The following is a 22,572-nucleotide window of genomic DNA, read 5'->3' as shown; positions in this document are numbered from 1 at the left end:
CACGCTGCAGCGGCCGCGTCGCCGCTGTGGCCGGCTGCGGTGCCGGGTGCGGCTCCGCGCGGGCGTCGCACCGCGGGCGGGCGGCAGGTCGCCTAGCGGTGGGCGGGTGGGCTTTCGGGTGGAGCGTCGCGTTGTGTGCGGGTGGGGGGCGTCGAGTTGTGGGTCTGGTGCTGCGGCGGGTGCGTGGGCGGGTGTGGTTCCGGGTGAGTGCCGCAGTGCGTGGGAGCGGTCGAGTCGCTGAGTGGGCATGGCGTCCGGTGGGGCGTGCCGCTGAGTGTGGGTGGTGTCGAGTTGCGGCTCTCGTGCTGCGCCCGAGGTCGTGCGCGGGTGTGGTTCCGGGGGAGTGGTCGGGCGCGCTGTCGAGTAGGGCGCCGCGCTGCGTGCGTGGGCGCCGGGGCGCGGATTGGTGATGCACTGCGGTGATGGTCGGGTGCGCTGCCCAGTGGGCCGTGCGGGCCGGCGGTCGCGTCGTGGGGGGTGCCACCCGGTGGGGCGTCCGCGGTGGGGGCGCACTTGCCGCTCCAGTGATGCACCGCGGTCATGGCCGGGTAGGGCCAGGTCTGCGTGCGGGTGGCCGGCGGGGTGTGTTTCAGGCGGGCGTGTCGACTCGGCCCGGTGTGTGGTCGGTCGGGGTCGTGACCGGTGGCTTCGGCAGTGCCGCGTACAGGAGCCCCGAGACCGTGATCGTCGCCGCCCAGCCGCAGCCGTACGCGCCGATCGGGTTGTTCGAGGCGAGGGGGCCGGTGAACCAGTCGGACCTGGTGAAGAGGAGGCCCGCGCCGAGGCCGGCCGCCCACGCGGTGACCGCCGCCGGGCTGAAGCCGTGCCGGTACCAGTAGGCGCTGGCCGGGGTCGTGTCGAGCAGGGCCTCGCCGTCGTACGACGTCCTGCGCAGCATGTCCGTGCCGAAGACGCCGGCCCAGGCCGAGAAGGCCACCGCGAGCAGGGAGAGGAAGGCGACGAAGGTGCCCAGGAAGCTCGTCGCGGCCAGCATGAGGACGCCGGCGAGGACCAGCGAGATCATCGCGTTGACCGAGACGGCCCAGTGCCGCGGGACGCGGAAGCCGAGCGTCTGCGCGGTGAAGCCCGCCGAGTACATGGACATCGAGTTGATCAACAGGGTGCCGACCAGGGCGATCAGAAGGTAGGGGACCGCGAGCCAGCGCGGGAGGACCTCGCCGAGGAAGGAGACCGGATCCGGGGCGGAGGCCAGGTCCGGGGTCGCGGACGCCATGACCACGCCCATGAGGACCAGGGGCAGGACGACGACGCCCGCACCGCCCACCGTGTTGCGTACGATCGCCGCCGAGGACGCCGTAGCCGGCAGATAGCGCGTGAAGTCGGGGGACGAGGGCACCCAGCTGATCCCGCCGGCCGCGACCAGACCGATGCCCGTGATCATCGCCGAGGTCGGCCCCGCGTCCTGTCCGAGGACCGCGCCCCAGTCCGTCCTGACGGCCAGCCGGGCGAGCACCAGCACGGAGAACGCGCCGAAGAGCCAGGACGCCCACCTGGTGCACCTCTGTACGGCGTTGATGCCCAGGCCGGAGATCGCGAAGGTCGCGGCCACGAAGAGCAGCAACGTCACGACGATCAGCGCGGTGCCGCCGTGGACGCCGAAGACGATGTCCAGGACGGTGAGCAGCGCGTAGGCGCCCGTCACCGCGTTGATCGTCTCCCAGCCCCAGCGGGCGACCCAGATCAGCACCCCCGGCAGCAGATTGCCCCGCTGTCCGAACACCGCCCGGGACAGCGCCATGCCCGGGGCCCCGCCGCGCCTGCCCGCGAGCGAGACCAGCCCCACCAGGCCGTACGACACGACCGGTGCGGTGACGCCGACGGCGAGGGCCTGCCAGAAGTTCAGGCCGTACGACACCGCCAGGCCCGCTCCCACGGTCAGCAGCAGCACGCTGATGTTGGCGGCGACCCAGGTGGGGAACAGGTCCCCGGTCCGTGCGGTGCGCTCCCGCTCGGGGACCGGTTCGAGGCCGTGGGTTTCGAGGGCACTTACAAGTAATCACCCTATATGGGATGAAAAGCCGCCGAATCCGCTCGCTTTCCTGAGCGAAGCGGCGCGGTGGCCCCGGCGAGGGCGGGATGGATACTGGACGGGTTATGGAAACCGTCATCCTTGCTGTAGTCATCGCCGTGGTCGTGCTCGGTGTGCTCGGCGGGCTCGTCGTCGGCAGCCGACGCAAGAAGTCGCTGCCCCCGCCACCTCCCGCCGCGCCCGACATCACCGCCCCTCCGGCCGAGCCGCACGTCGGCGACGAGGCCGAGACGCCGCGCGACGAACCGCGCCGGACCATTGAGGAGGTGGATCTCCCGGACGGCTCGGCGCCGCCCGCCACCGTAGAGCTCCCGCCGACCGAGATCGAAGTCCCGGAGCCCACCGCCGGACGCCTGGTCCGGCTGCGCACCCGGCTCTCCCGCTCGCAGAACGCGCTCGGCAAGGGGCTGCTCACGCTCCTGTCGCGCGAACACCTCGACGACGACACCTGGGAGGAGATCGAGGACATCCTCCTCACCGCCGACGTCGGCGTGGCTCCCACCCAGGAACTGGTCGACGGACTGCGCGCGCGCGTGAAGGTGCTCGGCACCCGGACCCCCGACGAACTGCGTGCACTGCTCCGCGAGGAGCTGCTCAAGCTGGTCGGCACCGAGGTCGACCGCACGGTGCGCACCGAGCCCGACGAGCGCAAGCCGGGCATCGTGATGGTCGTCGGGGTCAACGGCACCGGCAAGACCACCACCACCGGCAAGCTGGCACGCGTGCTCGTGGCCGACGGGCGGAGCGTCGTCCTGGGCGCCGCGGACACCTTCCGGGCCGCCGCCGCCGACCAGCTCCAGACCTGGGGCGAGCGGGTGGGCGCCCACACCGTGCGCGGGCCCGAGGGCGGCGACCCCGCCTCCGTCGCCTTCGACGCGGTGAAGGAGGGCAAGGAGATGGGGGTCGACGTGGTCCTCATCGACACCGCCGGCCGCCTGCACACCAAGACCGGTCTCATGGACGAGCTCGGCAAGGTCAAGCGGGTCGTCGAGAAGCACGCCCCGCTCGACGAGGTGCTGCTGGTGCTGGACGCCACGACGGGCCAGAACGGCCTGGTGCAGGCCCGCGTCTTCGCCGAGGTCGTGGACATCACCGGCATCGTCCTGACCAAGCTCGACGGCACCGCCAAGGGTGGCATCGTGGTCGCGGTCCAGCGTGAACTGGGCGTGCCGGTCAAGCTGATCGGCCTCGGAGAGGGCGCGGACGACCTGGCGCCGTTCGAGCCGGAGGCGTTCGTGGACGCGCTGATCGGCGACTGAGACGTCGTACGCGCGACCGAGTCGCAGACCGTGGACGCGAAGAAGCGCCCGCCCCCGAGGTGCAGTCGGGGACGGGCGCTTCGCTGTGTACGGCAGGGGCGCGGCCGTACGGCTATGCGCGTGACCGGTGTGCCACGTACGCCAGCGTCCCCAGCAGCAGGCGGGCCGCAGGCGGCTTCGTCGCCGTGTCCAGGGAAGGCGGCCGCAGCCACTGCACCGGCCCCAGGCCGCCCCGGTCCGACGGCGGAGCCGTGATGTGCGCACCGGGGCCCAGGCCGCTCAGGTCGAGGGAGTCGGTGTCGTCCCAGCCCATGCGGTAGAGGAGTTCGTCCAGGTCGGCCGCGGCACCGGGGGCGACGAAGAACTGGACGCGGCCCTCGGGGGTGGCGGTCACCGGGCCGAGCGGCAGGCCCATGCGCTCCAGGCGGACCAGGGCGCGGCGCCCGGCCGGCTCGGCGACCTCGATGATGTCGAAGGCGCCGCCGACCGGCAGCATCACGGAGGCGCCGGGGAACTCGGACCAGGCCTTGGTCACCTCGTCCAGGGTGGCCCCGGCGGGGACCGGGGGAGCGAAGTCGAGGGGGTGGGCGCCGGGGTGAGGACAGTCCGCGCGGCCGCAGGAGCACGCACCGGCCGAGGCCCGTGCGCCCGGCACGACGTCCCAGCCCCAGAGTCCGGTGAACTCGGCGACGGCGGTGCACTCCGAGGAGCGGCCGCGCCTGCGCGTACCGGAACGAATCTCCCGAATTCCGCCGATCGTGAAGCCCATGCCCCCTCCAACGGGTCCAGCGCGCCGGTGGTTACGAGGCGGACGCAAACGGTCACTCTCCGTCGCCACTTCCGGGCGACGGCGGCGCCCGGATGCGCCCAGGGTGGTGCGCCGGGACATGCGCGCCCCTGAGTGCACCGCTCCGCCCACCTCGCTCGGTCTATGTCAAGTGAATCGTGCGGAGGCGACCGTGAGTTCATTCGAAGGGGTGGCGAATGGTGGCGTTTCCGGGATCGCCATGGCTGGACGCGTGATCGTAGGATTACTTTGAGTGCACGAGTCCTGGGGGCACATGCGCTTGTGGGTATGCCGGAGGCAAGTCGGTTCCCCGTTCGAAGGCTGACAACCGCCGGACGAACGGCTGTATTTACCGGCATTCTGATAAGGCTTGGCGCACTCGGCGACAAGTGGTCTCAGGGATGGGGGCGTTCCAGTGGGCGGCAACAGCGGAAGCGGGACGGGCGCCGGGAGCGCCGCGCAGAGCTCTTCCCCGGCTGACAAGCGCCCCAACGAGCTGCTCACCTCCTGGTTCGTGCGCAGCGGCTGGTCGAAGGGCGAGCTCGCCCGCCAGGTCAACCGCAGGGCCCGCCAGTTGGGGGCCAACCACATCTCCACCGACACCTCGCGGGTGCGCCGCTGGCTGGACGGCGAGAACCCCCGCGAACCCATCCCCAGGATCCTGTCCGAGCTGTTCTCCGAGCGGTTCGGATGCGTCGTCTCCGTCGAGGACCTCGGACTGCGCGCCGCCCGCCAGTCACCGTCCACGACCGGGGTCGACCTGCCCTGGACGGGTCCGCAGACCGTGGCCCTGCTCAGCGAGTTCTCGCGCAGCGACCTCATGCTGGCGCGGCGCGGCTTCCTCGGGAGCTCGCTGGCCCTGTCCGCGGGCCCGTCCCTCATCGAGCCCATGCAGCGCTGGCTGGTCCCCGGCCCCGCCGCCGGACCGCACCGCGAGCCCGACCCGGCCGCGTCCCGCCGCGTGGGCCGGCTCTCCAGGCCCGAGCTCGACCTGCTGGAGTCGACGACCGCGATGTTCCGCCAGTGGGACGCCCAGTGCGGCGGCGGCCTGCGCCGCAAGGCCGTCGTCGGCCAGCTGCACGAGGTGACGGACCTCCTCCAGGAACCCCAGCCGGAGACCACCACCCGCAAGCTGTTCAAGGTCGCCGCCGAACTGGCCGAGCTCGCGGGCTGGATGTCGTACGACGTGGGGCTCCAGCCCAGCGCGCAGAAGTACTTCGTGCTCGCGCTGCACGCCGCCAAGGAGGCCGGCGACAAGCCGCTCGGCTCCTATGTCCTGTCCAGCATGAGCCGCCAGATGATCCACCTCGGGCGGCCCGAGGACGCCCTGGAGCTGATCCACCTCGCGCAGTACGGCAGCCGGGACTGCGCGAGCCCGCGGACCCTGTCGATGCTGTATGCGATGGAGGCCCGCGCCTACGCCAACATGGGCCAGCCCGGCAAGTGCAAGCGGGCGGTCCGGATGGCCGAGGACACCTTCGCCGAGGCCGACGAGTGGGACGAGCCGGACCCCGACTGGATCCGCTTCTTCTCCGAGGCGGAGCTGTACGGCGAGAACTCCCACTCCTACCGAGACCTGGCCTACGTCGCCGGTCGCAGCCCGACCTACGCCTCCCTGGCCGAGCCCCTCATGCAGCGGGCGGTGGAGCTCTTCTCCGAGGACGGCGAGCACCAGCGGTCGTACGCACTCAATCTCGTCGGCATGGCCACCGTGCACCTGCTGCGGCGTGAGCCCGAGCAGAGCACCGTACTGGTGGAACAGGCCATGCACATCGCCAAGAAGGTCCGCTCCGAGCGGGTCAACACTCGTATTCGAAAGACGGTCGACACGGCCGTACGCGATTTCGGTGATCTCGCCGAGGTCGTGCACCTCACCGACAAGCTCGCCGTGGAACTCCCGGAGACCGCGGAAGCCGTCTGAATCCCCGGAACCCCGGCCGCGGCCGGCCCTCCCGAACTGCCCGACTCGGCTCCCCCATGCCAGGTCATCGGAAGGCCGACCGCGGCCGGTTTCTCACCTTCTCCGAAGGTTGCGCCACGATAACGATCGCCGCGGCCCATATCCGGCAGTTCATCGACGCGTAACACGCAAGGCGTCTTCGTCACGGCGGCGAAACAACGAGGGGCTCCCACCGAAACCGCGCTGCGCCAATCTCATGGCGCATAACCGGCCCACCCCTCATTCCGCTCTGGCTTCGCCCGCACGGGGCCGTACCTACGACGAGGAGACGCCGATGGCACCAACCGCCATCACGCTCGCCGCAGACAAGCTGTCTGTGGCCAACACAGGCTTCATGTTGATCTGTTCCGCCCTGGTGCTGATCATGACGCCGGGACTCGCCTTCTTCTACGGAGGCATGGTCCGCGTCAAGAGCACCCTCAACATGCTGATGATGAGCTTCATCAGCATGGGTATCGTCACGATCCTGTGGGTGCTGTACGGCTTCTCCATGGCGTTCGGTACGGACCACGGCTCGCTCATCGGCTGGGAATCCGACTTCTTCGGATGGACCGGCATCGACAAGGGCGACATCTGGTCCGGGTACACGATCCCGGTCCTCGCCTTCGCCGTCTTCCAGATGATGTTCGCGATCATCACGCCCGCCCTGATAAGCGGCGCGATCGCCGACCGCGTGAAGTTCTCCGCCTGGGCGCTCTTCGTCGCGCTGTGGGCGACGGTCGTGTACTTCCCGGTCGCCCACTGGGTCTGGGGCACCGGCGGCTGGGCCTTCGAGCTCGGGGTGATCGACTTCGCCGGTGGTACCGCGGTCCACATCAACGCGGGTGCCGCGGCACTCGGTGTGATCCTGGTCATCGGCAAGCGCGTCGGCTTCAAGCGCGACCCCATGCGCCCGCACAGCCTCCCGCTGGTCATGCTCGGCGCGGGCCTGCTGTGGTTCGGCTGGTTCGGCTTCAACGCCGGCTCGTGGCTCGGCAACGACGACGGCGTCGGCTCGCTGATGTTCGTCAACACGCAGATCGCCACCGCGGCCGCCATGCTCGCCTGGCTCGTCTACGAGAAGATCCGCCACGGCGCGTTCACCACGCTGGGCGCCGCCTCCGGCGCGGTCGCCGGTCTGGTCGCCATCACCCCCTCCGGTGGTGCGGTCACCCCGATCGGCGCGATCTGCGTCGGCGCCATCGCCGGTGTCGCCTGCGCCGCGGCCGTCGGCCTGAAGTACCGGTTCAACTACGACGACTCCCTGGACGTCGTCGGCGTCCACATGGTCGGCGGAATCATCGGCTCCCTGCTGATCGGCTTCTTCGCCAGCGGCACCGGCCAGTCCGACGTCAAGGGCCTCTTCTACGGCGGCGGCATGGACCAGTTCTGGAAGCAGTGCGCCGGTGTCTTCGCGGTCCTCGCCTACTCCCTGATCGCCTCCGCGATCCTGGCCTTCCTGCTCGACAAGACGATCGGCATGCGGGTCAGTGAGGACGAGGAGGTCTCGGGCATCGACCAGGCCGAGCACGCCGAGACCGCATACGACTTCAGCGGTGCCGGTGGCGGCGCCGCCCGGACCTCCGTCACGGCCCCGGCCGGCGACGCGGGCAAGAAGGTGGACGCATGAAGCTCATCACCGCAGTCGTCAAGCCCCACCGGCTCGACGAGATCAAGGAAGCCCTCCAGGCCTTCGGGGTCCACGGTCTGACGGTCACCGAGGCCAGCGGCTACGGTCGTCAGCGGGGCCACACCGAGGTCTACCGCGGTGCCGAGTACACCGTGGACCTGGTGCCGAAGATCCGCATCGAGGTCCTCGCCGAGGACGACGACGCCGAGCAGCTGATCGACGTAGTCGTCAAGGCGGCCCGCACGGGCAAGATCGGTGACGGCAAGGTCTGGTCCCTGCCGGTCGAGACCGCGGTACGGGTCCGGACGGGCGAGCGCGGCCCGGACGCGCTCTGACCGAGGAACAGAACAGGAGCTGCTGGGTGACGAGCACGAACGTGCGCAAGGATGCAGAGGACTCGGGACCCAGCGGCTACGCGGCGGCCCGGCTGCGCCTCCTCCAGGAGGAGGCGCGGTCCGGGCCGCCGCGCCGTTCCGCCCTCGCCGAACTGACCGACGACTGGCTCTCGGGGCTGTTCACCGCGGGCAACGAGCAGGTGCGCGGGGTCTCCCTGATCGCCGTCGGCGGCTACGGCCGCGGCGAGCTGTCGCCCCGCAGCGACCTGGACCTGGTCCTGCTGCACGACGGCAGCGACCCGGGCGCGGTCGCCACCCTGGCCGACCGCATCTGGTACCCCGTGTGGGACCTCGGCCTCGCCCTCGACCACTCCGTGCGCACGTCCGCGGAGGCCCGCAAGACGGCCGCGGAGGATCTCAAGGTCCAGCTCGGCCTCCTGGACGCCCGCCACATCGCCGGTGACCTGGGACTGACCGCGGGCCTGCGGACGGCGGTCCTGGCCGACTGGCGCAACCAGGCGCCCAAGCGCCTTCCCGAGCTCCAGGAGCTGTGCGCCGAGCGCGCCGAACGCCAGGGCGAGCTCCAGTACCTGCTCGAACCCGATCTGAAGGAGGCCCGTGGCGGCCTCCGTGACGCCACCGCCCTGCGCGCCGTCGCCGCCTCCTGGCTGGCCGACGCCCCGCGCGAGGGCCTCGACGACGCCCGGCGCCGGCTGCTCGACGTCCGGGACGCCCTGCACCTGACGACGGGCCGCGCGACCGACCGGCTCGCGCTCCAGGAACAGGACCAGGTCGCCGCCGAACTCGGCCTGCTCGACGCCGACACCCTGCTGCGGCAGGTCTACGAGGCCGCCCGGGTCATCTCGTACGCCAGCGACGTCACCTGGCGCGAGGTGGGACGCGTGCTCAGGTCGCGTGCCGTGCGGCCACGGCTGCGCGCCATGCTCGGGGGCGGCAAGCAGGCAGCCGAGAGGTCGCCGCTGGCCGAGGGCGTCGTCGAGCAGGACGGCGAGGTGGTGCTCGCCCGCGCCGCGCGCCCGGACCGGGACCCCGTGCTCCCGCTGCGCGCCGCGGCCGCCGCCGCCCAGGCCGGACTCCCGCTGTCCCTGCACGCCGTGCGGCGCATGGCGGCCGGAGTGCGCCCGCTGCCCACGCCCTGGCCCGCCGAGGCCCGCGAACAGCTCGTGACCCTGCTCGGCTCCGGCCAGCCCACCATCGAGGTCTGGGAGGCACTGGAGGCCGAGGGGCTGATCACTCAGATGCTGCCCGACTGGGAGCGGGTGCGCTGCCGCCCGCAGCGCAACGCCGTGCACATCTGGACCGTCGACCGGCACCTCATCGAGACGGCCGTGCGCGCCTCCGAGTTCACCCGCCGCGTCCACCGCCCCGACCTGCTGCTCGTCGCCGCGCTGCTGCACGACATCGGCAAGGGCTGGCCCGGCGACCACTCGGTGGCCGGCGAGATCATCGCGAAGGACGTCGCCACACGCATCGGCTTCGACCGCGACGACGTCGCCGTACTCGCCGCTCTGGTACGGCACCACCTGCTGCTCGTGGACACCGCGACCCGGCGTGACCTGGAGGACCCGGCCACCCTGCGCTCGGTCGCCGAGGCGGTCGGATCGCAGGGCACGCTGGAGCTGCTGCACGCGCTGACCGAGGCCGACGCCCTGGCCACCGGGCCGGCCGCCTGGTCGTCCTGGCGGGGCTCGCTAGTCGCCGACCTGGTCAAGCGGGTGTCCGCGGTGCTCGCCGGGGACGCCCCCGACGAGCCCGAGGCCGCAGCGCCCACCGCCGAGCAGGAGCGGCTCGCCATCGAGGCGCTCGCGACGGGCGGCCCGGTGCTGTCCCTGCGCGCGCAGACCGAGCCGCCCGCGGACGCCCAGCCCTCGGGCGACCCGGAACCGCTCGGTGTGGAACTGGTGATCGCCGTACCCGACCAGCCGGGGGTGCTGCCCGCGGTGGCCGGAGTGCTGGCCGTGCACCGGCTGACCGTCCGCACCGCCGAACTGAGCACCCAGGACCTGCCCGACGGCGTCGAGGGTGCCGTGCTCCTGCTGAACTGGCGGGTCGCCGCCCAGTACGGCTCGCTGCCCCAGGCGGCCCGGCTGCGCGCCGATCTCGTACGGGTCCTGGACGGCTCGCTGGACGTCGCCGGGCGCCTCGCCGAGCGGGACGCCGCCTATCCCAGGCGCCGGGGTGTCGTCGCGCCCGCCGCGCGCGTGACGGTCGCCGCGGCGGCCTCCCGGCACGCCACGGTGATCGAGGTGCGCGCCCAGGACGCCCCCGGACTGCTGTTCCGCATCGGACGCGCGCTGGAGGACGCCGGGGTGCGGATGCGCAGCGCGCACGTGTCGACGCTGGGCGCCAACGCGGTGGACGCCTTCTACGTCACCGACGCCAAGGGCGTCCCGCTCGGGGCCGGCGAAGCGGCTTCCGTGGCCCGGAAGCTGGAGGAGACCCTGCGGGGCTGACCGGGGGATCCCGGCTACGTGTGTCGCCGGGATACCCTGGAGGGCGATTCCCAGCTGCCACCGACCCCGAGGACCGCGAGCGCCGTGTTCGATACTCTTTCCGATCGCCTCTCAGCGACTTTCAAGAACCTGCGCGGCAAGGGACGGCTCTCCGAGGCGGACATCGACGCCACCGCGCGCGAGATCCGGATCGCGCTGCTGGAAGCGGACGTGGCGCTCCCGGTCGTCCGGACGTTCATCAAGAACGTCAAGGAGCGTGCCCTCGGCGCCGACGTCTCCCGGGCGCTGAACCCCGCCCAGCAGGTCCTGAAGATCGTGAACGAGGAGCTCGTCACGATCCTCGGCGGCGAGACCCGGCGCCTCAGGTTCGCCAAGAACCCGCCCACCGTGATCATGCTTGCGGGTCTCCAGGGTGCCGGTAAGACCACCCTCGCGGGCAAGCTCGGCCACTGGCTGAAGGAGCAGGGCCACTCGCCGCTGCTCGTCGCCGCCGACCTCCAGCGCCCCAACGCCGTCAACCAGCTGAGCGTGGTCGCCGAGCGTGCCGGGGTCGCGGTCTACGCCCCCGAGCCGGGCAACGGCGTCGGTGACCCGGTCAAGGTCGCCAAGGACTCCATCGAGCACGCCAAGGCGAAGGTCCACGACATCGTGATCGTGGACACCGCCGGCCGTCTCGGTATCGACCAGGAGCTGATGCAGCAGGCCGCGGACATCCGCGACGCCGTCAGCCCCGACGAGATCCTCTTCGTCGTCGACGCGATGATCGGTCAGGACGCGGTCAACACCGCCGAGTCCTTCCGCGACGGCGTCGGCTTCGACGGCGTGGTGCTCTCCAAGCTCGACGGTGACGCCCGCGGTGGCGCGGCCCTGTCGATCCGGCAGATCACCGGCAAGCCGATCATGTTCGCCTCCAACGGCGAGAAGCTGGAGGACTTCGACGCCTTCCACCCCGACCGGATGGCCTCCCGCATCCTCGACATGGGTGACCTGCTCACCCTGATCGAGCAGGCGGAGAAGACGTTCAGTCAGGAAGAGGCCGAGAAGATGGCCTCCAAGCTGGCGTCCAAGAAGGGCCAGGACTTCACCCTGGACGACTTCCTGGCCCAGATGGAACAGGTCCGCAAGATGGGCAGCATCTCCAAGCTGCTCGGCATGCTCCCGGGCATGGGCCAGATCAAGGACCAGATCAACAACCTGGACGAGCGGGACGTCGACCGCACGGCCGCCATCATCAAGTCGATGACCCCGGCCGAGCGCGCCGACGCCACGATCATCAACGGCTCGCGCCGCGCCCGTATCGCCAAGGGTTCCGGTGTCGAGGTCAGCGCGGTCAAGAACCTCGTCGAGCGGTTCTTCGAGGCCCGCAAGATGATGTCCCGCATGGCTCAGGGCGGCGGCATGCCGGGTATGCCCGGGATGCCGGGCATGGGTGGCGGCCCCGGCCGCGCCAAGAAGCAGCCCAAGAAGGCCAAGGGCAAGCAGCGCTCCGGCAACCCGATGAAGCGCAAGCAGCAGGAGCAGGAGGAGGCCGCACGCAAGGCCGCCCAGGGTGGCGCCTTCGGCGTGCCCGGCCAGCAGGCCCCGCAGGACTTCGAGCTGCCGGACGAGTTCAAGAAGTTCATGGGCTGAGGCCGGCCCCGCGTGTGGCGGGGGCGGGTGTTCGTCGGGTCGCCGGATCCGACCAACCCCGCCCCACCGCGCACGTTTACCGAGGAACCGCCGAAGCGACGGCTAGGGCACGCGAGCGACCAGGTACCGGAAGACGTTCGGCATCCACACCGTGCCGTCCCGGCGCTGGTACGGATGCAGGGCCTCCGTCACCTCCTTGTCCACCTGCGCCTGGTCGGTCGCCTCGATGGCCGCGTCGAAGAGGCCGGTCGACAGCAGGCCCTTGAGCGCGCTGTCGAGATCGGCGTACCCGAAGGGGCAGGAGACCCGGCCCGAGCCGTCGGGCCGCAGGCCGGCCCGCTGGGCGACCTCCTCCAGGTCGTCGCGCAGGGCGGGGCGCCAACCGGCCGCGCCGCGCAGCGGATCCGCCAGCCTGGTGGCCACCCGCAGCACCGACGACGTGGCGCACCGCTCCGGCGGACCCCAGCCGACGAGCGCCACGGGCGCCCCCCGCTCGGCGAGCGGGGTGGCCGAGGCGAGAAGCTCACCGAGCCCCTCCGAGTCGCCCGCGAGACACCCGATCGGCTCGAAGGCGGTCACGAGGGTGTACGGGGCGGTCCCGGCGTCCGAGGCGTCCTCGGGCGCTCCCTCGACGAGCCTGGTGCCGGCACGCGCGCGTGTGCCCCATGCCTCCGGCTGCAGCCGCTCCCTGGCGAGTGCCAGCCGTTCGGGGGAGTCGGGCTCGACGCCGGCGACCGCGGCGCCTCTGGAGGCCGCCATCAGCAGGGCGAGCCCGCTGCCGCAGCCGAGGCCCAACAGCCGTGTCGCGGGGCCCACTTCCAGTCGCTCGTAGACGGCCTCGTACAGCGGTACCAGCATCCGCTCCTGGATCTCGGACCAGTCACGCGCGCGTGCACCGAGGTCCCGACGGGATGTCTCCCCTGTCGAAGGCAGGTGCTGCCGCACGAGCGTAGGTGTCATGGATAAGCGCCCCAATCCGCCGAGAGTTGACTCTGTGCCCGATTCCGTAGCCCCCGTGACGTGCGCTCGCAGTTCCCCCGTATGCCAGGTAACTCCGCACTCGACCGCGCGTCCAGAGGCAGAAGGGCCCTGCTTGCGGGTTGGCATGTGCCGGGGAAAAGAATTCACATCCCGGCAATCTGCGCCCGTAACATCGCGCCATGGCAAAGGCACCTGTTCTCACACCCCGGGCGGACGACTTCCCGCGCTGGTACCAGGATCTGGTCAGCAAGGCCGAACTGGCCGACAACGGTCCGGTGCGCGGCACCATGGTCATCCGACCGTACGGGTACGGGCTGTGGGAGCGGATGCAGGCCGAGATGGACGCCCGGATCAAGGCGACGGGCACGCAGAACGCGTACTTCCCGCTGCTCATCCCGCAGTCGTACCTCACCCGCGAGGCCGACCACGTCGAGGGTTTCGCGCCCGAACTCGCGGTGGTCACCCACGGCGGCGGCAAGCAGCTGGAGGAGCCCGCGGTCGTCCGCCCCACCTCCGAGATGATCATCAACGCCTCCTTCTCGAAGTGGGTGCAGAGCTACCGCGACCTGCCCCTGCTGATCAACCAGTGGGCGAACGTGGTGCGTTGGGAGCTCAGGCCCCGGCTGTTCCTGCGGACCACGGAGTTCCTGTGGCAGGAGGGGCACACCGCGCACGCCACCGAGGAGGACGCGCGCGCGTTCGCCTCGCACATCCACCGGCAGGTCTACGAGGACTTCATGACCGAGGTCCTCGCCATGGACGTCGTCCCCGGCCGCAAGACGGTCAAGGAGCGTTTCGCGGGCGCGATCAACACCCTCACGCTCGAAGGGATGATGGGCGACGGCAAGGCCCTCCAGATGGCCACCAGCCACGAGCTGGGCCAGAACTTCTCCAAGGCCTTCAACACCTCGTACCTGTCGAAGGACGGCACCCAGGAACTCGTCTGGCAGACCTCCTGGGGCTCCACCACCCGCATGATCGGCGCCCTGGTGATGATGCACGGCGACGACAACGGCCTGCGCGTGCCGCCCCGGCTGGCCCAGACCCAGGTCGTCGTCCTCGCGATCAAGGGGGACGAACCGGTTCTGGCCAAGGTCCGCGAGCTCGGCGACCGGCTGAGGGCGGCGGGCCTGCGCGTCCACGTCGACGACCGCACCGACACCCCCTTCGGCCGCCGCGCGGTCGACTGGGAGCTCAAGGGCGTGCCGGTCCGCGTCGAGATCGGACCCCGTGACCTGGAGAACGGCACCGCGATGGTGGCCCGCCGCATCCCCGGGGGCAAGGAGGCGGTCGCCGTCGACGATCTCGTACGACTGCTCCCGGCGGTTCTGGAGGAGGACCAGGCGCTGCTGCTGGCCCAGTCCCGTGAGCGCCGCGAGTCCCGGACGGTCGAGGTGTCGACGTTCGACGAGGCCGTCGAGGCCGCCGTCGCCGGCGGCTGGGCCCGGATCCCGTGGGCCGCTCTGGGCGAAGAAGGCGAGGCCAGACTGGCCGAGCACGCGGTGACCGTACGGTGTCTGGTCGCGGAGGACGGGTCGGTGCCGGGAACCGACGACGCCCCCGGTAACGTCGCAGTAGTCGCGCGCGCCTACTGAGACAGCGCCCTTCCGGGGCGAGAGCGACCGAAACGCCTCTTGCGCACCTGCGGATCACAACCGCACCGGCGCGTGGACACGATCTACGCGCCGGGGCGTACCTCACACTACGTACCGGCTTGGTATGAGCTGTGAGGCTTCTCCGCAGATCAGCGCACCCGCCCTCGTCTCCACGCATCAGCGGCAACTGACGGGTACGTGCAAATTATTTGGGATGCCCCGGAATAGGAACACCGGGGCACTCTGGCTCGTTGTCATTACGTGAGCACGACACAGACACCACCTGTTCTCGCCGCAGAGCTGGCAGAGGCGTGGGCCGACATTCAGCGGTACCACCCCGAGCTGCCTGACCTTGCCGCGCCAGAGTCCCTGATCGGGGAGTCGTCGTCCGCGTGCGGTCACGAGCTCTCCTTCGAGCGACTGCTTCACGAGGCAGTCCACGGCATCGCCGCCGCGCGAGGCATCCGCGACACCTCCCGCGCCGGCCGCTACCACAACCGCAGATTCCTCGCGATCGCCGAGGAGATGGGCCTGGACCACCCCGAGGAGCCGCACCCGAGCAGTGGCTTCTCGCTGGTCTCGCTCACCCCCGAGGCGAAGCGCCGTTACCGCCCGACCATCGAGCGGCTGCAGCGCGCACTCAAGGCCCACACGGCGGCGACCTCCGCCGACACCGCCCGCTCCTTCCGGGGTCCGGCGGCGCGGCACGGCTCCTCCGGAGGCGGGGTCCGGGTCAAGGCGGTCTGCGACTGCGGCCGCAATGTGAGGGTCGTCCCTTCCGTCCTGGCCCAGGCGCCGATCGTCTGCGGGGGCTGCGGGAAGCCGTTCCGCATCCCCGAGATCGTGGGCGCGGCGGCGAGCTGAGACCCGGCTGCTCGTGGCAGCCGGGTCCCGCCCCGGGGCACCCGGAGTGCCGGGTGCCCCTCAGGCATGCTCGTGCGCAGCCCAGGTCGGAGGGGAGCCCTGGGGTGTGGCACAATGGCTAGCTGTACTCGACAGCCGCACAGGAACCCTCTCGCCTCCGGCTGACGCGTCCATCGGGCACTCGGGTACCGCAACCCCACGCGGCAGTCTCGCCGTGCCCAACCACGTCAAATCCAGGAGAACCAACTCCCGTGGCAGTCAAGATCAAGCTGAAGCGTCTGGGCAAGATCCGTGCGCCTCACTACCGCATCGTCGTCGCCGACTCCCGCACCCGTCGTGACGGTCGTGCGATCGAGGAGATCGGTCTGTACCACCCGGTGCAGAACCCCTCGCGCATCGAGGTCGACTCGGAGCGCGCGCAGTACTGGCTGGGTGTCGGCGCGCAGCCGACCGAGCCCGTGCTCGCCATCCTGAAGAAGACCGGCGACTGGCAGAAGTTCAAGGGCGAGCCCGCCCCGGCTCCGCTGCTCCAGCCGGCCGAGAAGGCCGCGCGTCCCTCGTTCGAGGCCCTCGGTGGCGACGACGCGGGCAAGGGTGAGGCCATCACCCAGAAGAAGAAGTCTGAGAAGAAGGACGAGGCTGCCGCTGAGTCGTCTTCGTCTGAGTCGACCGAGGCCTGAGCATGCTCGAGGAGGCTCTCGAGCACCTCGTGAAGGGCATCGTCGACAACCCTGACGATGTGCAGGTCGCCTCGCGCAACCTGCGCCGCGGGCGAGTGCTGGAGGTCCGGGTCCACCCCGACGACCTCGGCAAGGTGATCGGCCGCAACGGCCGCACGGCTCGCGCCCTGCGCACCGTCGTGGGTGCCATCGGCGGTCGCGGTGTCCGCGTCGACCTCGTCGACGTCGACCACGTCCGCTGACGTCCAACGCAGCACCGGCTCGGGCCGGGGAAGGCCATCGGGCCGTCCCCGGCCCGTAGTCGTTACGGTCCTTCGGGTCCCATGACAGGAGATCTTCGGAAGTGCAGCTCGTAGTCGCACGGATCGGCCGCGCCCACGGCATCAAGGGCGAGGTCACCGTCGAGGTCCGTACCGACGAGCCGGAACTCCGGCTCGCCCCCGGCGCCGTACTGGCGACCGACCCGGCCGCCACCGGCCCGCTCACCATCGAGACGGGCCGCGTCCACAGCGGCCGCCTCCTGCTGCGTTTCGAGGGCGTCCGGGACCGGACCGCCGCCGAGGCGCTGCGCAACACCCTCCTGATCGCCGAGATCGACCCGGAGGAGCTGCCCGAGGAGGAGGACGAGTACTACGACCACCAGCTCATGGACCTCGACGTCGTGACCAAGGACGGCGTGGAGGTGGGCCGGATCACGGAGATCTCGCACCTGCCCTCCCAGGACCTCTTCATCGTGGAGCGGCCCGACGGCAGCGAGGTGATGGTCCCGTTCGTCGAGGAGATCGTCATCGAGATCGACCTCGCCGAGCAGAAGGCGGTCATCGACCCGCCCCCCGGGCTGATCGACGACCGGGCCGAGATCGCCTCCTCGCGGGAAGAGTCGTAGAAGATGCGCCTCGACGTCGTCACGATCTTCCCCGAGTACCTCGACCCCCTGAACGTCTCCCTGGTCGGCAAGGCACGCGCGCGTGGACAGCTGAACGTGCACGTCCACGATCTGCGGGCGTGGACCCACGACCGCCACAACACCGTCGACGACACCCCCTACGGCGGCGGCCCGGGCATGGTCATGAAGACCGACCCCTGGGGGGACGCGCTGGACTCCGTGCTGGCGGACGGCTACGAGACGGGCTCCGGTGCGCCCACGCTCATCGTCCCCACCCCGAGCGGCCGCCCCTTCACCCAGGCGCTCGCCGTGGAGCTCTCCGAGCGCCCCTGGCTGATCTTCACGCCCGCGCGCTACGAGGGCATCGACCGCCGGGTCATCGACGAGTACGCCACCAGGATGCCGGTCCACGAGGTGTCCATCGGCGACTACGTCCTGGCCGGCGGCGAAGCGGCCGTACTGGTGGTCACCGAGGCGGTGGCCCGGCTCCTGCCCGGTGTCCTCGGCAACGCCGAGTCGCACCGGGACGACTCCTTCGCGCCCGGCGCCATGGCGAACCTGCTCGAAGGCCCCGTCTACACCAAGCCGCCCGAGTGGCGCGGCCGCGGCATCCCGGACGTCCTGCTCAGCGGACACCACGGCAAGATCGCCCGCTGGCGCCGCGACGAGGCGCTCCGGCGTACGGCGGCCAACCGGCCCGACCTCATCGAGCGCTGCGACCCCAAGGCCTTCGACAAGAAGGACCGCGAGATGCTCTCCATCCTGGGCTGGGCGCCCGACCCGGCGGGGGAGCCGTACGGCCGATTTTGGCGCAGGCCAGAAGGCATGGAACAATAGGCCGCTGTTGTGCGTCGTCCGGCGTGCGCCCCTGCCACAGGGGGACACGACGCCCGCCCCGACACGGACAGCCTCCTCACGAACCTATCTACCGCCGATGACCTGTGGCATGGGCGAAGAAAGCAGACGAAATGTCTCACCTGCTCGACACCGTCGACTCCGCGTCGCTGCGCACCGACATCCCGGCCTTCCGCCCGGGTGACACCGTCAACGTCCACGTGCGCGTCATCGAGGGCAACCGCTCCCGTGTGCAGCAGTTCAAGGGCGTGGTCATCCGCCGCCAGGGCGCCGGCGTCCGCGAGACCTTCACGGTCCGCAAGGTCTCCTTCTCCGTCGGCGTCGAGCGCACCTTCCCGGTGCACACCCCGATCGTCGAGAAGATCGAGCTCGTCACCCGCGGTGACGTGCGTCGCGCGAAGCTGTACTACCTGCGCGAGCTCCGCGGCAAGGCCGCGAAGATCAAGGAGAAGCGCGACAACTGACCGCTTTTCGGAGGTCACAGCGCGGGCGGATAACATCTGGCCCCGATGGACACCGAAGCACAGCCGACGGAGCGCGACCGCTCCTCCCGCCCCGGCACAGGGGCCGCGGAGGGACGGTCGCGTTTCGCGTTGGTGTCGAGAATCACCCAGTGGCTGCCCGGCGGCCGGATCTCCCTGACCCTGCTGCTCTGCCTGGTCCTTCTTCTGTTGATCAGTACGTTCGTGGTCAGACCTTTCCAGATTCCCAGCGGATCCATGGAAAACGGATTGAGGATCGGGGACCGCGTTCTCGTAAATAGGTTGGCGTACCGTTTCGGTGCCGAGCCGCAGCGGGGAGATGTGGTCGTGTTCGACGGAACCGGGTATTTCGGGGACGGGGACTACATCAAGCGCGTTGTGGGCGTGGGGGGAGACCACGTGGTGTGCTGCGACAAGAAGGGGAGGGTCGAGGTGAACGGCCGGTCGGTCGACGAGTCGGGCTTCCTGTACCCCGGCGACAGCCCGTCCTCGGTGTCCTTCGACGTCGAGGTGCCCGACGGCACCCTGTTCGTCCTCGGCGACCACCGCAGCGTCTCCAGCGACTCCCGGGACCATCTGGGCTCACCCGGCGGCGGCATGATCCCCGTGGGCGAGGTCCTCGGACGGGCCGACTGGATCATCTCGCCCGCGGACCACGCCGCCCGCCTGCACCGTTCCGCCGCCTACGCGCGCGTGCCCGCAGCGGAGGGCGCGCATGGGTAACCGTGGCAAACCACGCGGCGTGTCGAGCAGCGCGGCCGAGAACCTGCTGCCCACCGGCGTACGGCGCTCCGCCAGCCCCTCGGGCGGCCGCTCACGCGCGGAGCGGCGCAAGCTCCAGCGCAAGGTGAAACGGCGCAGGAGGCGCGGCGCGGTCAAGGAGATACCCCTCCTGGTCGGCGTGGCCGTCCTGATAGCCCTGGTCCTGAAGACCTTTCTGGTCCAGGCGTTCGTGATCCCGTCCGGCTCGATGGAACAGACGATCCGGATCGGTGACCGTGTCCTGGTCGACAAGTTCACCCCGTGGTTCGGCTCCGAGCCCAACCGCGGGGACGTCGTCGTCTTCAAGGACCCCGGCGGCTGGCTCCAGGACGAGCAGACCACGACGAAGAAGGACGACCCGGTCGTCGTCAAGCAGGTCAAGGAGGGGCTCACCTTCATCGGCCTGCTGCCGTCCGACAACGAGAAAGACCTGATCAAGCGGGTCGTCGGCGTCGGCGGCGACCGCGTCAAGTGCTGTGACACCGAGGGGCGGGTCACCGTCAACGGCGTCCCCCTGAGCGAGACGGACTACCTGTATCCCGGGAACGCCCCGTCCACCCAGCAGTTCGACATCACCGTCCCCAAGGGGCGGCTGTGGGTGATGGGTGACCATCGCGCCAACTCCGCGGACTCCCGCTCGCACCAGGACACCGACTACGGCGGCACCGTGTCCCTGGACTCGGTGGTGGGGCGGGCCAGGGTCATCGCATGGCCTTTCGGCCACGCGACCATGCTCGACGAACCGAAAACTTACTCTTCCGTTGCCGACTCGGTGTCCGGGACGACCGCAGCTTCCCGGGCGTCGCTTAGGGTTGCTCACGACGATCCGAACGAAGCGATCCAACTCCCGAGCCCTGCGGAACTCCCGCTCGTTATGGGAGTGGTGGGCCTGCGCCGTACTTGGGGCAGGCGGCGGCACAGAGTAAGGAGTTGGCGTGGGGGATGTGGCGGTTGGCGCACGATCCGGGCACGACGGCGAGGAGCACCGCGGACGCCCCGTGGAAGCAGCCGACCCGGCATCGGACAGCGCCGTGACCTCCGGGAGTGACTCCGGGGCGACCGAGGACGGTACGGCGACGGAGGTACGGGGAGGGGGGTCCGGCGATTCGGCCCCCGGGGTGAAGAAGCAGCGCTCCTTCTGGAAGGAGCTGCCCATTCTGATCGGCATCGCGCTCGTGCTGGCGCTGCTGATCAAGACGTTCCTGGTGCAGGCCTTCTCGATCCCGTCCGACTCGATGCAGAACACCCTCCAGCAGGGTGACCGGGTGCTGGTCGACAAGCTCACCCCGTGGTTCGGCTCCGAGCCGGAGCGCGGCGAGGTCGTCGTCTTCCACGACCCCGACAACTGGCTGGCGGGCGAGCCGACGGCGGACCCGAACGCCGTACAGACGTTCCTGTCCTGGATCGGCCTGATGCCCTCCGCCGAGGAGAAGGACCTCATCAAGCGCGTCGTCGGCGTGGGCGGTGACACCGTCTCCTGCGAGGGCACCGGCCCGCTGAAGGTCAACGGCAAGGCACTGAGCGAGTCGTCGTACGTCTACGCCGGCAACACCCCGTGCAGCCAGGACGACCAGGGCGGCCAGTTCACCGTGAAGGTCCCCAAGGGCTACATCTGGGTCATGGGCGACCACCGGCAGAACTCCCGTGACTCGCGCTACAACCAGTCCGACAAGCACCACGGCATGGTCCCGGTCGACGACGTCGTGGGCCGCGCCATCGTGAAGGCCTGGCCGATCAACCGCTGGGGCACGCTGCCCAAGCCGGACACCTTCGACCAGGCCGGCATCAACGACAAGTCGTCGGCCTCCGCCGCCCTGACGGTCGCGCCGCAGGGCATCGCCCTCGTCGGTGTGGTGCCGGTGGCGCTGTGGCGGCGTCGGAAGGCCGCCGTCGAGCGGACCCGCTGAGCACCGTCCCCCGGCCGGACCGCCCGGGCGGTCACGAGCCTGGTGAAAGCTTTGCGGAGCTTGTCCCTCCGGCCGGGCGGGAGGGGCTGACCCGCTCAGGTACCGCCGGGTAGGGTGCGGGTCCATGGGTGGCGAGAGCACTACACGTACGGCCCCGCACAGCGGTGGCACCAGCACGGGCCCGGTGGGCGGCCGGACCGGACAGCGACTGTCCGGACTGGCCGTCGCGCTGGGCCTGGTGCTGTTTCTCGGGGGATTCGCCTGGGGAGCGGTGCTCTACCGGCCGTACACCGTGCCCACCGGTTCGATGACACCCACGATCGACGTCGGCGACCGGGTGCTGGCGCAGCGCGTCGACGGCGACGAGATACGCCGGGGTGACGTCGTCGTCTTCACCGACAAGAACTGGCTCTCCAACGGGCCCGTGGTCAAGCGGGTCGTCGCGGTCGGTGGCGACACGGTCTCCTGCTGCACGGACGGGAAGCTGACCGTCAACGGCAAGACGATCGACGAGACCTACCTCAAGGGCGGCCCGGTCGAGGACAAGTCCATTCCGACCGTGAAGGTTCCCGAGGACCGGCTGTTCCTGCTCGGCGACGAGCGCCAGGGCTCGCTGGACTCCTCGGCCCACCTCACCGACGCGGCCCAGGGGACCGTCGCCCGCTCGGCCGTGAACGCGCGCGTGGACGCCGTCGTCTGGCCCATGAAGGGCATGCTGGAGCGCCCCACCCCCTTCGAGCCGCTCGGCGCGCTCTCCTCACCGGGCCCGCTGCGCACGATCCTCGTCCTGATCGTGGTCGGCGCGGTGCTGGTCCTGGGCGGCGGGGCCTACGGGCCCGTGGCCAAGCTTTTCGCCAGGGGCTCGCGGCCCCGGACGGAGCCCGTCGGTGCCCGCTGAGGCACCGGCCGCGGACTCGTCCTCAGGCGGGCTGCGCAAGGTCGCGCGGGTGGTGCTGCTCGATCCCGAGGACCGCATCCTGCTGCTGCACGGCCACGAGCCGGACGATCCGTCCGACGACTGGTGGTTCACGCCCGGCGGCGGACTGGAGGGCGACGAGACCCGTGAAGAGGCCGCGCTGCGGGAACTCGTCGAGGAGACCGGCATCACCGAGGTGGAGCTCGGGCCGGTGCTCTGGCGGCGGAGGTGTTCGTTCCCGTTCGCGGGCCGTCGCTGGGACCAGGACGAGTGGTACTTCCTGGCCCGTACGACGGTGACGGACACCCGGGCCACGGCCCTGACCGAGCTGGAGCGACGCAGTGTCGCCGGAGCGCGCTGGTGGACGTGTCAGGAACTGACCCGGGCACATGAGACGGTGTATCCGACCAGACTCGCCGAGCTGCTGCGCAGGCTGCTCGACGAAGGTCCCCCGGCCGGACCCGTGACCCTCGACACCGAAATCGTCTAGGTGCCGACGGGACTGGCGCACAATGGTGGGATCGCACGGCTGAAGGGGAAC

20 protein-coding genes and 1 pseudogene are annotated in these 22,572 nt (G+C 70.7%); 18 read left to right on the top strand and 3 right to left on the bottom strand.

Annotation, left to right across the window (positions count from 1 at the left end; genetic code table 11):
• Positions 1-589 precede the first annotated feature (589 nt).
• Positions 590-2,005, bottom strand: a pseudogene (locus tag AQI94_RS39375) (cytosine permease); the annotation flags it as partial.
• A gap of 110 nt (positions 2,006-2,115) precedes the next feature.
• Between AQI94_RS39375 and ftsY the strand changes: the two are divergent.
• Positions 2,116-3,309 carry a signal recognition particle-docking protein FtsY gene (gene ftsY / locus AQI94_RS39370; RefSeq protein ID WP_031041242.1) on the top strand — a complete coding sequence of 398 codons (1,194 nt, stop codon included), beginning with the start codon at positions 2,116-2,118 and terminating at the stop codon, positions 3,307-3,309.
• 112 nt (positions 3,310-3,421) lie between these two features.
• On the opposite strand, the gene AQI94_RS39365 is transcribed toward ftsY, so the two are convergent.
• The gene (locus tag AQI94_RS39365; RefSeq protein ID WP_031041245.1) at positions 3,422-4,078 is read right to left on the bottom strand and encodes a bifunctional DNA primase/polymerase; all 657 of its coding nucleotides are present in this window, start codon (positions 4,076-4,078) and stop codon (positions 3,422-3,424) included.
• Positions 4,079-4,511: 433 nt separating this feature from the next.
• On the opposite strand from AQI94_RS39365, the gene nsdA reads away from it, so the two are divergent.
• The 5 genes from nsdA (at position 4,512) to ffh (ending at position 12,103) form a co-directional block, all read left to right on the top strand.
• The gene (gene nsdA, locus AQI94_RS39360) at positions 4,512-6,017 is read left to right on the top strand and encodes a transcriptional repressor NsdA (RefSeq protein ID WP_031041248.1); all 1,506 of its coding nucleotides are present in this window, start codon (positions 4,512-4,514) and stop codon (positions 6,015-6,017) included.
• A 313-nt stretch (positions 6,018-6,330) separates the two neighbouring features.
• Positions 6,331-7,665 carry an ammonium transporter gene (locus AQI94_RS39355; RefSeq protein WP_031041250.1) on the top strand — a complete coding sequence of 445 codons (1,335 nt, stop codon included), beginning with the start codon at positions 6,331-6,333 and terminating at the stop codon, positions 7,663-7,665.
• Positions 7,662-8,000, top strand: a complete 339-nt coding sequence (locus tag AQI94_RS39350; RefSeq protein ID WP_009190863.1) for a P-II family nitrogen regulator — start codon at positions 7,662-7,664, stop codon at positions 7,998-8,000. The genes AQI94_RS39355 and AQI94_RS39350 overlap by 4 nt, the downstream gene beginning before the upstream one ends.
• Positions 8,001-8,026: 26 nt before the next feature.
• Positions 8,027-10,474 (top strand): [protein-PII] uridylyltransferase, encoded by a 2,448-nt coding sequence (locus AQI94_RS39345; protein WP_062230260.1) that lies wholly within the window; start codon positions 8,027-8,029, stop codon positions 10,472-10,474.
• A gap of 84 nt (positions 10,475-10,558) precedes the next feature.
• Positions 10,559-12,103, top strand: a complete 1,545-nt coding sequence (ffh, locus tag AQI94_RS39340) for a signal recognition particle protein (protein WP_031045072.1) — start codon at positions 10,559-10,561, stop codon at positions 12,101-12,103.
• A gap of 102 nt (positions 12,104-12,205) precedes the next feature.
• Here the strand turns inward: ffh and AQI94_RS39335 are convergent, their stop codons facing one another.
• Entirely contained in the window at positions 12,206-13,063 is an 858-nt protein-coding gene (locus AQI94_RS39335; protein ID WP_078902726.1) for an SAM-dependent methyltransferase, read from the bottom strand.
• A gap of 200 nt (positions 13,064-13,263) precedes the next feature.
• Here AQI94_RS39335 and proS point away from each other — a divergent pair, with 200 nt between their 5' ends.
• From proS to AQI94_RS39275, 12 genes are all read left to right on the top strand, one after another.
• The gene (gene proS / locus AQI94_RS39330) at positions 13,264-14,679 is read left to right on the top strand and encodes a proline--tRNA ligase (RefSeq protein WP_031045079.1); all 1,416 of its coding nucleotides are present in this window, start codon (positions 13,264-13,266) and stop codon (positions 14,677-14,679) included.
• 261 nt (positions 14,680-14,940) lie between these two features.
• Positions 14,941-15,543, top strand: coding sequence for a hypothetical protein (locus AQI94_RS39325; protein ID WP_007384963.1), 603 nt, complete (start codon positions 14,941-14,943; stop codon positions 15,541-15,543).
• Positions 15,544-15,794: 251 nt separating this feature from the next.
• Positions 15,795-16,223 (top strand): 30S ribosomal protein S16, encoded by a 429-nt coding sequence (gene rpsP, locus AQI94_RS39320; RefSeq protein ID WP_031045081.1) that lies wholly within the window; start codon positions 15,795-15,797, stop codon positions 16,221-16,223.
• Positions 16,224-16,225: 2 nt separating this feature from the next.
• A complete protein-coding gene (locus AQI94_RS39315; protein ID WP_003973401.1) occupies positions 16,226-16,465 on the top strand; it encodes an RNA-binding protein in 240 nt (79 codons plus the stop codon).
• A gap of 101 nt (positions 16,466-16,566) precedes the next feature.
• The gene (rimM, locus tag AQI94_RS39310) at positions 16,567-17,109 is read left to right on the top strand and encodes a ribosome maturation factor RimM (RefSeq protein ID WP_031045085.1); all 543 of its coding nucleotides are present in this window, start codon (positions 16,567-16,569) and stop codon (positions 17,107-17,109) included.
• Positions 17,110-17,112: 3 nt separating this feature from the next.
• Positions 17,113-17,946, top strand: a complete 834-nt coding sequence (gene trmD, locus AQI94_RS39305) for a tRNA (guanosine(37)-N1)-methyltransferase TrmD (protein WP_031045087.1) — start codon at positions 17,113-17,115, stop codon at positions 17,944-17,946.
• Between the two features lie 131 nt (positions 17,947-18,077).
• Complete coding sequence (gene rplS / locus AQI94_RS39300) at positions 18,078-18,428, top strand: 50S ribosomal protein L19 (RefSeq protein ID WP_007384968.1); 351 nt, start codon at positions 18,078-18,080, stop codon at positions 18,426-18,428.
• 45 nt (positions 18,429-18,473) lie between these two features.
• Positions 18,474-19,169, top strand: coding sequence for a signal peptidase I (gene lepB / locus AQI94_RS39295; RefSeq protein ID WP_031045091.1), 696 nt, complete (start codon positions 18,474-18,476; stop codon positions 19,167-19,169).
• On the top strand, positions 19,162-20,256 hold the full coding sequence (gene lepB, locus AQI94_RS39290) for a signal peptidase I (RefSeq protein ID WP_031045093.1): 1,095 nt from the start codon (positions 19,162-19,164) through the stop codon (positions 20,254-20,256). Before lepB (AQI94_RS39295) ends, lepB (AQI94_RS39290) begins: the two co-directional genes overlap by 8 nt.
• Positions 20,144-21,115: a signal peptidase I gene (gene lepB, locus AQI94_RS39285; RefSeq protein ID WP_078902727.1), complete on the top strand. Its 972-nt coding sequence runs from the start codon at positions 20,144-20,146 to the stop codon at positions 21,113-21,115. Before lepB (AQI94_RS39290) ends, lepB (AQI94_RS39285) begins: the two co-directional genes overlap by 113 nt.
• Before the next feature lie 124 nt (positions 21,116-21,239).
• Entirely contained in the window at positions 21,240-22,013 is a 774-nt protein-coding gene (gene lepB / locus AQI94_RS39280; RefSeq protein WP_031045098.1) for a signal peptidase I, read from the top strand.
• Entirely contained in the window at positions 22,003-22,521 is a 519-nt protein-coding gene (locus tag AQI94_RS39275) for an NUDIX hydrolase (RefSeq protein WP_031045102.1), read from the top strand. Before lepB (AQI94_RS39280) ends, AQI94_RS39275 begins: the two co-directional genes overlap by 11 nt.
• Positions 22,522-22,572 lie beyond the last annotated feature (51 nt).

This window comes from Streptomyces pseudovenezuelae (genome assembly GCF_001513955.1).
GTDB classification, from domain to species: Bacteria; Actinomycetota; Actinomycetes; order Streptomycetales; family Streptomycetaceae; genus Streptomyces; species Streptomyces pseudovenezuelae.
The sequence above is the reverse complement of the archived record's forward strand: the minus strand, read 5'-3'. Positions and strand labels throughout refer to the sequence as shown.

Bases quoted from the DNA above. Each gene is read 5' to 3' on its own strand.
- lepB (WP_031045093.1), top strand. From the start codon at position 19,162: ATGGGTAACCGTGGCAAACCACGCGGCGTGTCGAGCAGCGCGGCCGAG.
- AQI94_RS39350 (WP_009190863.1), top strand. From the start codon at position 7,662: ATGAAGCTCATCACCGCAGTCGTCAAGCCCCACCGGCTCGACGAGATC.
- AQI94_RS39365 (WP_031041245.1), bottom strand. From the start codon at position 4,078: ATGGGCTTCACGATCGGCGGAATTCGGGAGATTCGTTCCGGTACGCGC.
- proS (WP_031045079.1), top strand. From the start codon at position 13,264: ATGGCAAAGGCACCTGTTCTCACACCCCGGGCGGACGACTTCCCGCGC.
- AQI94_RS39335 (WP_078902726.1), bottom strand. From the start codon at position 13,063: ATGACACCTACGCTCGTGCGGCAGCACCTGCCTTCGACAGGGGAGACA.
- AQI94_RS39355 (WP_031041250.1), top strand. From the start codon at position 6,331: ATGGCACCAACCGCCATCACGCTCGCCGCAGACAAGCTGTCTGTGGCC.
- lepB (WP_031045098.1), top strand. From the start codon at position 21,240: ATGGGTGGCGAGAGCACTACACGTACGGCCCCGCACAGCGGTGGCACC.
- trmD (WP_031045087.1), top strand. From the start codon at position 17,113: ATGCGCCTCGACGTCGTCACGATCTTCCCCGAGTACCTCGACCCCCTG.
- AQI94_RS39315 (WP_003973401.1), top strand. From the start codon at position 16,226: ATGCTCGAGGAGGCTCTCGAGCACCTCGTGAAGGGCATCGTCGACAAC.
- lepB (WP_031045091.1), top strand. From the start codon at position 18,474: ATGGACACCGAAGCACAGCCGACGGAGCGCGACCGCTCCTCCCGCCCC.
- rplS (WP_007384968.1), top strand. From the start codon at position 18,078: ATGTCTCACCTGCTCGACACCGTCGACTCCGCGTCGCTGCGCACCGAC.
- ftsY (WP_031041242.1), top strand. From the start codon at position 2,116: ATGGAAACCGTCATCCTTGCTGTAGTCATCGCCGTGGTCGTGCTCGGT.